We start from the raw sequence: 12301 nt of genomic DNA, 5'->3' as shown, positions 1-12301 counted from the left end.
GGTAAATACTGCGGTTGTTATACACAACTGCCTGATTTTTATTTTGACGTTTTCATGACAGGACCCGGAGCGCGCCAGATTTCCTTTTATATACGCAACATACTGATATGAAAGGATTTAATGCGTGTGTACAAAATCTGCCCAAAGCGCAGCATCGGCTCTGCCGACGACCATCGCGCCGCTTTGCCCACAGACTTTTCCACAGCTTGTGTGGATAACCGGAATCAGCAGGACGAAAACCCGCATCGACCCGATGCCTCATCGATCGACCCGGTCGCCAGCAAGCCGTCGAGCGTCAGCTGAGACTCGTTCCGATCCGGTCCCGCCGAGGCCTCGGCAACCGCTGAAACCGACCGCCGGAGCGAGCGCTTGAGCAGCCGGTCGCTACGCGGAGAAACAAACTCGATCACGCTGCCGTCGTCGAAGCGCATCATCAGTACGACCGGCGGCTCACCTCCGCGACCCGGGCGCGCGATCACGCCGGCGATGGTCCGGCCAACGATCTCGTCGCGAAATTGTCTTGGGCTCGAATCATGGCTCATGGCAAATCTCCTACAGGTTCGTGGTCAGTTCACCCGTATTCCAGCACGGCGATTTCTCAAAACCTGAGAAGCGTTTCGATCCCGGCCCGCGGCCGGTTTTTCGTACGGCTCTGCGGGCGCTTTAGCCGATGTGCGGCCAGGGTCGGTTTTTCTAAGCTGTTACCAACGTCGGACGACGCGTCCGGCGGACTTCGAAACCTTCTCACACCAGGAGATTTGAAATGATCAAGAAAACCATTGCTGTATTGCTCCTCACGCTGGCTCTGACCGGCTTCGCTTCGGCCGAGGAAATGAGCGTCAACGTCAACACCGCCACCGCCGAGCAGCTGGCTGAAGCCCTTACCGGTATCGGTGAGGCCAAGGCTGAGGCGATTATCGAGTATCGCGAAGAACACGGCCCGTTCCAACACCCGGATGAACTGGTCAACGTGCGCGGCATCGGCCTGGCCACGCTGGACCGCAACCGCGACCTGATCCTGGTCGAAGAGCCCACGCGCGATTAGCGTCGGCCTTCCCCAGTACCTGAAGACAGGCCGCCGGCAGCTGCGATCCGGCGGCCTGTCGCCGTGTGCAACAAAGGATCTAGTGGGCCATGCGGCTAATTAGGTAACGCTCAGAGTCACTATGCTGGCGCGAATCAAGGCGCGTTCCGCCGGGAATGGCCAGCCCTTGCCAAGGAACGCAACGCCGAGTCGCGCCAGCACAGTGGCTCCCGCAGGGCCGCCGCACAAGCGCCGTGGGCTGCGTTCCACTCGCTTGAATTGGCGAAGGCCAGTCCTGCGCTCGCGCGCCTTGCCCACAACGCTTGTGCGACGGCTGAGCGTTACCTAATTAGCCGCATGGCCCACTAGGAGTCCAGGTCGGAGGGCTGGATACCACCGCCGCCCTGGTACCGACGCTCTCCGGCCTCGACACGAACGTCCAGCCGGTTCTCCGGTGGCGGCAGCGGGCAGGTCGTATATGCGTTGAAAGCGCAGGGAGGATTGTAGCTGCGGTTGAAATCCAGCACCACGCGACCATCCTCGGGCATGGCCGAATACAGGAATCGACCCAGGCCGTAAGTCTCGCGGCCCGAGGTGCGATCAGCCAGTATGAAGAACAGCTGATCCTCGGCGGCCAGGGCCTCGAGGGCAAATTGTTGCCCATTGACCTCGAAAACCGCGCGCCCCGGATTGGGCTGATCGCGCAGCTCGCCAAGCACGTCGGCGATCGGGATGGTCGCGCCTTCAGGATGCGGCTCCCAACGCGCCTCGACCCGCCAGGCCGGGTCAAACTCGAAATAATCGAGGCCGAGGAAATCGGTTCGCGTCTCGGCCTCGCTGTCGCGCGCCCGCAGCACCAGACGATCGCCTCGACTGGCCATTTCGAACCAGCCGGTGCCGGCACTGACGCGGGTTGCCGGCTGGTCCCCGGCAACCGTCAGATCGATGGCCGTATCCAGCGCCCGATCACCAACAAAAACCTCCGCACCGCGTGCCGGCGCGAAGCGGGCCTGCGCTCCCTGAAGCCTCAGTGTGCCCCACCGATCCGGCCCGGAAATCAGGCGTACGTCGTTGTCGGCTCCGGCCCCGACCGTCCACTCCCCGTCCCCCAGAAACTCCAGTGCGACCAGGCTGAGCCAGCCAAATGGAGCGGTCAAACGCGCCAGTCGCTGCTCGCGCCATTCCATGGCTTCGGCTTCCCAGCGCGGCGAATCCGCCTCATCGGCCGCGACGGAGGATGCTCCGAGCACCCAGCCGGCCAAGCACAACAGCATCAACAAGCCTGACGGCCAAGCCGTGCGATCACGTTCTGCCATAAATATCCTCCAGACGCTCGATGTCGTCTTCGCCAAAATAACTGCCAGTCTGCACTTCGATGATGTGGACATTGTCATCGCCGTGATTTTCCAGTCGGTGCAGCTGACCCGCCTGAATCTGCGTGGCCTCGCCCGGGCTCAGGCAGAATTCCCGATCTTCGATCCGCACGGTGGCCTCTCCCGAGACGACCGTCCAATGCTCGCTTCGCTTGCGATGCCGCTGCAGCGACAACACGCCGCCGGGGCGCACGACCAGGCGCTTGACCTTGCAGTCCTCGGCGTCTTCGAGCACCGTGTAGCTGCCCCATGGCCGGTGAACGGTGCGGTGATGGATCGCCGAGTCGTGTTCGGTGCGCCGGAGTTCGTCGACCACCGCCTTGACCTCCTGGGCGCGATCGCGGCTGGCAACGAGCACCGCATCGCCGGTATCGACGATCACCAGGTTATCCACACCCACCGCCGCAACCAGACGCTGTTCGCCCTGGACGAAGGTGTTACGCGAGTCCACCAGCACGGCTTCGCCGCGCACGCGGTTGCCCAGAGCGTCGCCTTCATAGAGTTCGCTGATCGCCTGCCAGGAACCGATGTCGCTCCAGCCGCACGATACCGGCACCACGGCGCGCCGCTGGGCCTTTTCCATGACCGCGAAATCGATCGAGTCGGCGCGCACCGCGGCGAAGGATTCGGGTTCAAGCTCGACCGGCTCGGCGTCAGATGCGCTTGCCCGCCACACCTGTGCGATGCCGACACTGATGTCGGGGACATACTCTTCCAGCGCGGCGAGAATCGCCCCGGCGCTAAAGCAGAACATCCCCCCGTTCCACAGGTACTGGCCGGACTCGTAATAGCGCTGCGCGGTTTCCGCGTCCGGTTTCTCAACAAAGGCGGCGATCTCGAGGCCGTCAGACAGCGGCTCGCCGGCGCGAATGTAGCCGTATCCGGTTTCGGCATGGGTTGGGCTGATACCCAGGCAGGTCAGCCAGCCCTTGCTGGCCAGCTCGGCTGCAGACGAAACCGCCTGGGCAAAGGCCGCATGGTCGCGAATCAGGTGATCGGCCGGCAGCACCAGCATGAGGGTCTCCGGCCCGAAATGATCGCGCACCCAATGAGCCGCCGCGCCAATCGCCGGAGCCGTGTTGCGACCTGTCGGCTCAAGCAGGAAATGATGTTCGCCCTCCGGCGCTGCTTCGCGGTAAAGGTCGCGGGTCAGAAAGTAATAGTCGCGACCGGTCACGGTCAGCGACACCCCCCCTGAAGCAACCTTCAGCGCACGACGAATCGTGCTCGAGGCCAGCGTCTGGCCGTCGGCCAGCCGCATAAAGGGTTTCGGGTGCGCCTTGCGCGAAACCGGCCACAATCGTGTTCCGGCGCCGCCGGACAGAATGACGGGTATCAGCATACGGCTCATTTCCATTGATCCAGGCAGGCAGACAGTGCCTGCTTCGTAGTTGGCAACTGCCGGCCACAGGCGGCTTCCATGGCAGCGACGTCCAGCACAGACCAGCACGGGCGAGCCGCCTTCTGCGGCCACTGCGAGGAGTCGATTGGTTCCACCGGCACCGCTTCATCGATCAGACCGCGCTCGGCCGCCATCGTCACGGCCATGCCGGCAAAATCATGCCAGCTCATGCAGCCGCGGTCGGCGGCATGCAGGATACTGCCGCCTGGGCGGGCAAGGTCATTGCGCAGCAGGTCGGCCGTCATCTCGGCCAGGCTGCCGGCCCAGGTCGGCGATCCGATTTGATCACTGACCACGCGTAACCCTTCACCCCGACCAGCCCGGGCCAGGATCGCCGAGAGAAAGTTTCCCGGGCAGGCGCTGTAAAGCCAGGCGGTCCGCAAAACCACAGCGCGCGCCCCGGAGCCCAGAACCGCCCGTTCTCCAGCGCGCTTGGTATAGCCGTAGACGCTGACCGGGTCGGTCACATCCCGCTCTGTCCACGGCCGCCCCGGGGCGCCATGAAAGACATAGTCAGTAGAGTAATGAACCAGCAAGGCCCCATTGTGACGGCACCAGTCGGCGAGCGTTTCCGGCAGCCAGCGGTTAAGCCGATCGGCCGCTTCGGGCTGCTCTTCGGCAGCATCGACGGCCGTCCAGGCAGCAGGATTGACAATCACATCCGGGCGCACCGCGTCCAGCAATCTGCTCAGCGCAGCCGGATCCGTCAAATCCGCAGGCCTGTCACCGCTCCGGCGCGATGTGGTCACGAGTTCGCCCAGCCTGGCCAAATAAGGGACCAGATGAAACCCCAGTTGGCCCTCAGCGCCAGTCAGGAGCAGCTTCATTGCGGCAGGTGTTCGGGCGCCAGATCGGCCAGCCGCGGTGCAGCCGCGTCCTTGGCCGACAGCTCGACCGGCTGCAGCGGCCAGTCCACAGCAATGTCCGGATCATTCCAGGCGATCGAGGCATCGCAATCGCCCCGGTACGCACGTGTGCACAGGTAATGAAAGGTCGCCTGCTCGCTCAATACCTGGAAACCGTGGGCGAAACCTTCCGGTATCCAAAGCTGCTGATGGCTTTCGGCATCCAACTCCATGGCCGTCCAGCGCCTGAAGTGAGGCGAGTGAGGACGAATATCGACAGCAACGTCCAGCACCCGGCCTTCGCTGACCCAGACCAGCTTGCCCTGTGGCTCTGGCCACTGGTAGTGCAAACCCCTGAGCACGCCGCGGGCGGAACGCGAGGCGTTGGCCTGGACGAAGGAAGGGCCGATGCCGTGCTCGGAATATCGCTCGGCGCGCCAGGTTTCCAGAAACCAGCCGCGCTCGTCGGCAAACACCTTCGGCGAAATCAGCAAGACCCCGGGTAGATCGGTGGCCTCGACCTTCATGGGCCGATCCGACTGTCGGCGACCATGTGCAGGTAGTCGCCGTAGCCGCTCTTGGCCAGGGGCTCGGCCAATGCCAGCAGCTGGTCACGATCGATCCAGCCCTGGCGGTAGGCGATTTCTTCCGGGCAGGCCACGCGCAGGCCCTGGCGCGATTCCAGCGTTTCAATGTAGCTCGATGCCTGCTGCAGCGAGGCGTGGGTGCCGGTATCCAGCCAGGCATAGCCCCGGCCCATGCGCTCGACGGTCAGGTCGCCGGCATCGAGATAGCAGCGGTTGAGGTCGGTGATTTCCAGTTCGCCGCGGGCCGAGGGTTCGAGTACCGCGGCAAAATCACAGGCCCGTTCGTCGTAGAAGTACAGGCCGGTGACGGCGTAGTTGGACTTCGGACTCGCCGGCTTCTCCTCCAGCGACAGCGCCCCACCCTTGTCGTCCATTTCGACCACGCCGTAGCGCTCCGGATCGCCGACCCAGTAGCCGAACACGGTCGCACCGCGCTTGCGGCCGGACGCCCGCGCCAGCAGCTCGCGCAGCCCGCCGCCGTGGAAAATGTTGTCGCCCAGGATCAGGCAGGAAGGCCCGCTGTCGACGAACTCGCGACCGATCACAAAAGCCTCGGCCAGGCCGTTGGGTTCCGGCTGGACGGCATACTCAAGCCGGATTCCCCACTGGCTGCCGTCGTTGAGCAATTGGCGGAACAGGTGCTGCTCGTGCGGGGTGGTGATCAGAAGGATTTCGTCGATGCCGGCCATCATCAGCGTGGTCAGCGGGTAGTAAATCATCGGCTTGTCGTAGACCGGCAGCAGCTGCTTGCTGATCACCTGGGTCAACGGGTACAGCCGGGTGCCGGCGCCGCCGGCCAGGATGATGCCTTTTCTCTTGCTCACGTTTCGGTCAGGACGCTTGGAGAGTTGAAGATTAACGCAGATCAGGCCCGCAGGGGGATTGCTGGAAGCCCAGACTCGAACACAAGGGGCGGTGGATGATCGCGAAAAGGGGCGCGGGTGCGGTGGCTACGGCTGAAGGCCTCGCTACGCGTCGAACTGAAGCCGCAGCCAGCGCGCTCGCGCCACGCCCGCGACCATGACGACACCCCACCGGGGGACGGCGCTGCGATGGTGGCTTTGACTTTGGTTCGACGCGTGGCGAGGCCCTCAGTCAAAACCACCACCGCAGCGCCTTGTGCCATGCCCTCTTATGCAAGAGACGCTGAATGACTGCGAAAGGGGCGCGGGGGCGGTGGCTGCGGCTGAAGGCCTCGCCACGCGTCGAACTGAAGCCGTAGCCACCGCGCTCGCGCCCCGTCCCAACTACAACCACACCCCACCGGGGGACGGCGCTGAGATGGTGGCTTTGACTTTGGTTCGACGCGTGGCGAGGCCCGCAGCCAAAACCACCACCGCAGCGCCTCGTGCCTGAAACGCTTGATGAACAGCGACGCTGAATGACTGCGAAAAGGGGCGCGGGTGCGGTGGCTGCGGCTGAAGGCCTCGCTACGCGTCGAACTGAAGCCGTAGCCACCGCGCCCGCGCCCCGTCCCAACTACAACCACACCCCACCGGGGGACGGCGCTGAGATGGTGGCTTTGACTTTGGTTCGACGCGTGGCGAGGCCCGCAGCCAAAACCACCACCGCAGCGCCTCGGGCCTGAAACGCTTGATGAGCAGCGTCGCTGAATGACTGCGAAAAAGGGGCGCGGGTGCAGTGACTGCGGCTGAAGGCCTCGCCACGCGTCGAACTGAAGCCGTAGCCAGCGCGCTCGCGCCACGCCCCGGATAGGACCACTCACCCCGTCCCGGCAGCTGATTCCATCAAGACGTAGTGGAAAACCCCGCTAAGCCCGGGCGATGCCAAGACGCTCCGAGCGATAGCGCCCGTCGCGGATGCGCTGCCACCAGTCGCGGTTGGCCAGATACCAGTCCACGGTCTCGGCCAGACCCTGGGCGAAATCCACCGACGGGGTCCAGCCCAGCTCGCCGCGGATGCGCTCGGCGTTGATCGCGTAGCGCCGATCATGGCCCGGGCGGTCGGTGACGTATTCGATCAGCTCGCGCCGCGGCCGCGTTCCCGGCACGCGTTCGTCGAGCAGGTCGCAAAGCAAATCGACCACGTCCAGGTTGGCCATCTCGGCGTTGCCGCCGATGTTGTAGACCCGGCCCGGCGCGCCGTCTTCGAGCACCCGCAGGATCGCCCGGCAGTGATCGGTCACAAACAGCCAGTCACGCCGCTGCTGGCCGTCGCCGTAGACCGGCAGGCGCTCGCCCTCGAGCGCATTGATCAGCATCAGCGGGATCAGTTTTTCCGGAAACTGGAAGGGCCCGTAGTTGTTCGAGCAGTTGGTGATCATTACCGGCAGACCATAGGTGCGCTGCCAGGCCCGGGCCAGGTGATCGGCGGCGGCCTTGGAGGCCGCATACGGGGAGTTGGGCGCGTAGCGGTGCTGCTCGGTAAATTCGGGCTCGCCGGCTTTGAGGCTGCCGTAGACCTCGTCGGTGGAGACATGGACGAAGCGGAATTCGTGCGCCCCGCCCTTCCAGTAATCCAGCGCGGCATCGAGCAGCGACTGGGTGCCGACCACGTTGGTGCGGATGAATGCGCCCGGATCGTCGATCGAGCGGTCGACGTGGCTTTCGGCGGCAAAGTGGACCAGGCCGTCGGGCCGGTGCTCGTCGAGCAGGCGCCTGACCAGCGCCGTGTCGCAGATATCGCCTTGAACAAAGAGGTGGCGGTCCGCAGCAAGCCCGGCCAGCGACTCGCGGTTGCCGGCATAGGTCAGCAAATCCAGATTGACCACCGAATGCGTGGTGGTCTCAAGCACGTGACGGACAAAGTTGGAACCGATGAAGCCAGCGCCGCCGGTGACGATCAGGGTCGACATGGGCAGTAGACGGTCAGCGGCCAGCCGCGATCCTGATCAAAACGGGATGTCGTCTTCCAGGTTATCGGCACCGCCACCGGGCGGAGAAGCCGGCTCAGAAGACCGGCCGGGGTCGCCGCGGTAGCTGTCACGGCCTTGGTCCATGGGCGCGCTGCCGCCGCGGCTGTCGAGCATCTGCATCTCGTTGGCGATCACCTCGGTCGTCCAGCGATCGTTGCCGTCGCGGTCCTGCCACTTGCGGGTCTGCAGGCGGCCTTCAAGATAGACCTTGCTGCCTTTCTTCAGGTATTCACCGGCCACTTCCCCGAGGCGACCGAACAGCACCACGTTGTGCCATTCGGTATTCTCGCGCTGCTCACCGGTCTGTCGATCGCGCCAGGTCTCGGAAGTCGCGACGCGCAGATTGCTCACGGCGTTGCCGCCGGCCGTGTGCCGGGTCTCGGGATCCGCCCCCAGGTTCCCGATCAGAATCACCTTGTTGATGCCTCGCGCCATGCCGTTACTGCTCCTGGTACCTGTCCGATGATGGCGAAAAGTCTAGCACAGGGACGCCGGCGGACCGGCGCGCAAATTTCTTGTCTTGCCGTAGGAATCCGGCTCGTATAATGCTGGTCCATGAATGATGTCAGCACGACCACACCCCCCCGGACTCTCGACGATGTTCTGGCCCTGAGCCACGACGATCGGCGGGCGATCGATGAGCTGATTTCCCGGCGACTGGCCTCTGACGTGGTGCTGGTCAACCAGATCGGGCATCACATCATTCACGGTGGTGGCAAACGGCTCAGGCCTTTACTGCACGTTCTGTGCGCGCGCGCTGCCGGCTACCGCGGCGCCAGCCACATTCAGCTGGCGGTGGTGATCGAATTCATCCACACCGCCACCCTGCTCCACGACGACGTCATCGACGAATCGGGCCTGCGCCGCGGCCGCGAAACCGCCCACCGCATCTGGGGCAATGCCGCTTCGGTGCTGGTTGGCGATTTCCTCTACTCCAGGAGTTTCCAGCTGATGGTGGAACTCGATCGGCTGGCGATCATGCGCATTCTGGCCGACACCACCAACACCATCGCCGAGGGTGAAGTCCTGCAGCTGATGCAGATGGGCAACCTGGATCTGACCGAGCAGGACTACTTCCGCGTCATCTCCGACAAGACCGCCTGCCTGTTTGCCGCCAGTGCCAGGCTGGGGGGCGAGATCGCCGAAAGAGACGAAGCGACCTGCGACAAAATGGAACAGTTCGGCCTGATGCTGGGCCAGGCTTTCCAGATCGCAGACGATGTTCTTGACTACCAGGCCGACGGCAATGAACTGGGGAAGAACCTCGGCGACGACCTGGCGGAGGGCAAAGTGACCCTGCCACTGATTCTGGCGCTGCAACAGGCCGGTAGCGAGGACGCTGCACGGCTGCGCGACATCATCGCCGAAGGCCATGCCGACGGCCTGGAAGAAGCCCGAAGGATTCTCGAGGCGACCGGTGCATTGGAACAGTCGCTGGAGCGGGCCCGCCTCCTGGCCCGCCAGGCCGAGGCCTTGCTGGAGGCGCTGCCGCACTCACCTTACCGGTCCGCGCTTTCGGTTCTGACGCGCTATGCAGTCGACCGCTCCCTGTAGGTCCGCACCGCCTCTCGAAACCGTTCTCCGCGATCTTCGAAGTTGCGAAAGTGCGGGAAACTGGCCGCGCCGGGGCTGAGCAGAATGGTGCCCTTGGTGCCGGCAAGGCTCGCCGATTCGGCGACCGCTTCGTCCAGATTGCTGACAGACCTGATCTCGCCGCGGCAGGTTTCCGGTTCGGCGACGAAGGCAGCGGCAATGTCACAACCGCTGTCCGGCAGCACCACCAGCCCTGCCAGCGGCCAGCGTCGGCAATGCTGCAGCACCACGGACCAGTCGGCCGGGCGCACGTAACCCCCGGCGATCAGGACGACCGGCCGCCCCTGCAACGCTTCCAGCGCGGCCAGGGTCGCGTGCGGTGTGGTGGCAATCGAGTCATTGATCCAGCCGCGACCCTGATCTTTGCCGGCGACAACCTCCAGCCGATGGGCCAGGGGCCGAAACGTCCGCAGCGCGGCCACCCCTTCTTGCAGATCGACCCCGACGCGCGCTGCGGCCTCCAAGGCAAGGGCAGCGTTGTCAAGATTGTGCTGGCCCAGCAGCGGCCACTGCGCAGATTGAAGCAGCGTCTGACCGTCGCGCACCAGCGCTGAATCCCTGCGATGCGTCAGCGGTGGCTGGTTCCCAAGAACCCGCGCCGGGACCAGCTCGGTCGCCTCAAGTAGCACCGGATCGCGTGCGTTGATCAGCAGGGGTAGGCCATGGAGCAATTCAACCATGCGCAGCTTGCTGGCAAAGTAATGATCCACGCCACCGTGCCAGTCGCCGTGCTCGGGAAACAGGCGCGTAAAAAGTCCCAGATGCAAACGACCTTCCAGATCAGCCAGCTGGTAACTCGATAGTTCCAGCACGGCCATCTCGGCATCGGTATCAAGGTGCTCAAGCACCGGCACGCCGATATTGCCGGCCAGCAGTACGGTGCGACCGCAGGCATGAAGCATATGCGCAAGCAGCGAGGCCGTCGTGCTCTTGCCCTTGGACCCAGTTACCGCCAGCACCCGGACATCCGGTCGCTCGGCCAGCCAGATCGAGGTGGGATTGACAATCGGACCGCCGACGCTGCGAAAATGCTGTAGCGCCGGATGCAATACCGGAATGCCGGGCGAACGAATCAGAACATCAAAATCCAGCAGTCCGTGATCGAAAGGGCCCGTTCGCGAGGGCACTTTCACGGGCACCGCACCGCTCTCGACCCAGACCACCGGTTTACAGTCGGGCACCCTCGCCAGCAATGCATCCAGCGCTGCAGCACCTTCGCGCCCATACCCCAGAATCCCGATCCGGAGACCGCGAAGCTGCTCAAGACGCATGCAGCAGCCCCTCCGGAATCAGCTGGGAACCACCGGGTTGGCACAGCGCTTCCAGTTCCGGCACGTCCACTGCCTTCAGCTTCGGCGCCAGCGATCGGACCACGGCATGATCACGCCAGTCCGGGCGCCGGGAAAGCCACTGAATCGCGGCCCGCGCCTCGTTGGACTCTCCGACGCATTCAAACGGTTTCTGGCCATCCAGCGCGAGCAGGCGCTCGAAACCGTCGATCTGGCGCTCATCGTCGAGCAGGTCGGCACCGAAGATCGCCCGCAACTCAGCCGGCGGCAGAAATGGTGCCAGCCCGAGATAGACAAAGCGGCATTTCGGGCAGTCGCCGCACCAGCGGGGCGTGCGCGGTCCGTCCAGATGAAAATTGCGGTTGCACGAAGAAAAAACATCATGAAACTGCCGGAGACCGGCAAACTCCCTGCAGACTGCCAGTTCACGATCCTGCCTGAGCAAAGAAAAAACCGCGAGGTCGGGGGCCAGGTAATGACGCACCCAGGCATCGAGCATCCTCTCGAAAGCAAGGGTCTTGGCGAACTGGTGATTCACCGGGGTTCCACTGTCATCGAACAGGGTCGGTTCGTCGGCGGAACGCTCGTTGGCAAAGGCGATTCCGCCGTGGCCGTGAAGCAGTGCCAGCACGACCGCGGCAGCGGCATTGATTGCGGTGATGGGCACGTGGCCGTTGTAGGCCCCGGCCGCGTTCAGTTCAGCCAGCCGCGGGTCGATCCGACGCTCGATACGCCAGTGTGACGAACCGGTGCGCGCAGCCACCGAACCGATCAGGCCGGCCTGACCGACCTGCAGCGTCGCCGCAACACGACCCAGGCGCTCCAGCCGCGCCCAGGCGACGAGTGAATCCTTGCCGCCGCCCATGGGGACCAGAAAACTATCGTCCAGCCCCTGACTCGGTGCCGCCGGCGGCCGCGGCCGATCCGATTCAAACACTTCGAATTTTTGCGCCGACAAGCCCTGGCGATAAGCGAACTCCGCCAGGCCCTCCCGATAGAGCCGGTTCAGCCACGCCGCCTGCCAGGCATCGGGGCTGCGACCGGCAAACACCACCTGGATCGGACAACCGGCTTTCCAGTAGCTGATGCCCGCCGTCCAGTGCAGCAGGTCGAGTGCCGCCCCAAGGGCTTCGGTTTTCGAACGTCGCTCCGCCCCCTCCGCCAGCGGGAAATCGAACCGTTCCGACAGGGTCATGCCGTCGAGCTGATACCGAAACACGGCCCTGCCCTGCTTCGGACACCATTCGTAACCGTCAAAGACGAACGTCTCGCTGCGCTGCCGCTGCCAGCCGACCGGGCCATCCTGCTGCATG

12 protein-coding genes are annotated in these 12301 nt (G+C 64.2%); 2 read left to right on the top strand and 10 right to left on the bottom strand.

Translation table 11 applies throughout. From position 1 onward, the window contains the following. Positions 1-224: 224 nt before the first annotated feature. Positions 225-542, bottom strand: coding sequence for a hypothetical protein (locus tag G3I74_RS13510; protein ID WP_164212124.1), 318 nt, complete (start codon positions 540-542; stop codon positions 225-227). A 221-nt stretch (positions 543-763) separates the two neighbouring features. On the opposite strand from G3I74_RS13510, the gene G3I74_RS13505 reads away from it, so the two are divergent. Next, positions 764-1045: a ComEA family DNA-binding protein gene (locus tag G3I74_RS13505; protein ID WP_164212123.1), complete on the top strand. Its 282-nt coding sequence runs from the start codon at positions 764-766 to the stop codon at positions 1043-1045. A 344-nt stretch (positions 1046-1389) separates the two neighbouring features. Here the strand turns inward: G3I74_RS13505 and G3I74_RS13500 are convergent, their stop codons facing one another. The 7 genes from G3I74_RS13500 to ssb form a co-directional block, all read right to left on the bottom strand. Further along, positions 1390-2340 carry a DUF1684 domain-containing protein gene (locus G3I74_RS13500; protein WP_164212122.1) on the bottom strand — a complete coding sequence of 317 codons (951 nt, stop codon included), beginning with the start codon at positions 2338-2340 and terminating at the stop codon, positions 1390-1392. Continuing rightward, positions 2327-3748 carry a mannose-1-phosphate guanylyltransferase/mannose-6-phosphate isomerase gene (locus G3I74_RS13495; RefSeq protein ID WP_239056902.1) on the bottom strand — a complete coding sequence of 474 codons (1422 nt, stop codon included), beginning with the start codon at positions 3746-3748 and terminating at the stop codon, positions 2327-2329. The genes G3I74_RS13500 and G3I74_RS13495 overlap by 14 nt, the downstream gene beginning before the upstream one ends. Next, positions 3745-4626: a dTDP-4-dehydrorhamnose reductase gene (gene rfbD, locus G3I74_RS13490; protein WP_164212121.1), complete on the bottom strand. Its 882-nt coding sequence runs from the start codon at positions 4624-4626 to the stop codon at positions 3745-3747. The genes G3I74_RS13495 and rfbD overlap by 4 nt, the downstream gene beginning before the upstream one ends. Further along, positions 4623-5171 carry a dTDP-4-dehydrorhamnose 3,5-epimerase gene (gene rfbC, locus G3I74_RS13485; RefSeq protein ID WP_164212120.1) on the bottom strand — a complete coding sequence of 183 codons (549 nt, stop codon included), beginning with the start codon at positions 5169-5171 and terminating at the stop codon, positions 4623-4625. The genes rfbD and rfbC overlap by 4 nt, the downstream gene beginning before the upstream one ends. Beyond that, positions 5168-6055, bottom strand: coding sequence for a glucose-1-phosphate thymidylyltransferase RfbA (gene rfbA, locus G3I74_RS13480; protein WP_164212119.1), 888 nt, complete (start codon positions 6053-6055; stop codon positions 5168-5170). Before rfbA ends, rfbC begins: the two co-directional genes overlap by 4 nt. Positions 6056-7002: 947 nt before the next feature. Further along, entirely contained in the window at positions 7003-8046 is a 1044-nt protein-coding gene (rfbB, locus tag G3I74_RS13475; protein WP_164212118.1) for a dTDP-glucose 4,6-dehydratase, read from the bottom strand. 36 nt (positions 8047-8082) lie between these two features. Next, a complete protein-coding gene (gene ssb, locus G3I74_RS13470; RefSeq protein ID WP_164212117.1) occupies positions 8083-8541 on the bottom strand; it encodes a single-stranded DNA-binding protein in 459 nt (152 codons plus the stop codon). A gap of 120 nt (positions 8542-8661) precedes the next feature. On the opposite strand from ssb, the gene G3I74_RS13465 reads away from it, so the two are divergent. After that, a complete protein-coding gene (locus G3I74_RS13465) occupies positions 8662-9660 on the top strand; it encodes a polyprenyl synthetase family protein (RefSeq protein WP_164212116.1) in 999 nt (332 codons plus the stop codon). On the opposite strand, the gene murD is transcribed toward G3I74_RS13465, so the two are convergent. Beyond that, a complete protein-coding gene (murD, locus tag G3I74_RS13460) occupies positions 9636-10970 on the bottom strand; it encodes a UDP-N-acetylmuramoyl-L-alanine--D-glutamate ligase (protein WP_164212115.1) in 1335 nt (444 codons plus the stop codon). The two genes, G3I74_RS13465 and murD, sit on opposite strands and share 25 nt — an antisense overlap. Further along, positions 10960-12300: a MurL-like N-terminal domain-containing gene (locus tag G3I74_RS13455; protein ID WP_164212114.1), complete on the bottom strand. Its 1341-nt coding sequence runs from the start codon at positions 12298-12300 to the stop codon at positions 10960-10962. Before G3I74_RS13455 ends, murD begins: the two co-directional genes overlap by 11 nt. Position 12301 lies beyond the last annotated feature (1 nt).

Origin of the sequence: Wenzhouxiangella limi (assembly GCF_010499265.1) — a bacterium.
GTDB lineage: Bacteria > Pseudomonadota > Gammaproteobacteria > Xanthomonadales > Wenzhouxiangellaceae > Wenzhouxiangella > Wenzhouxiangella limi.
This window is presented reverse-complemented; position numbering and strand designations above follow the sequence as displayed.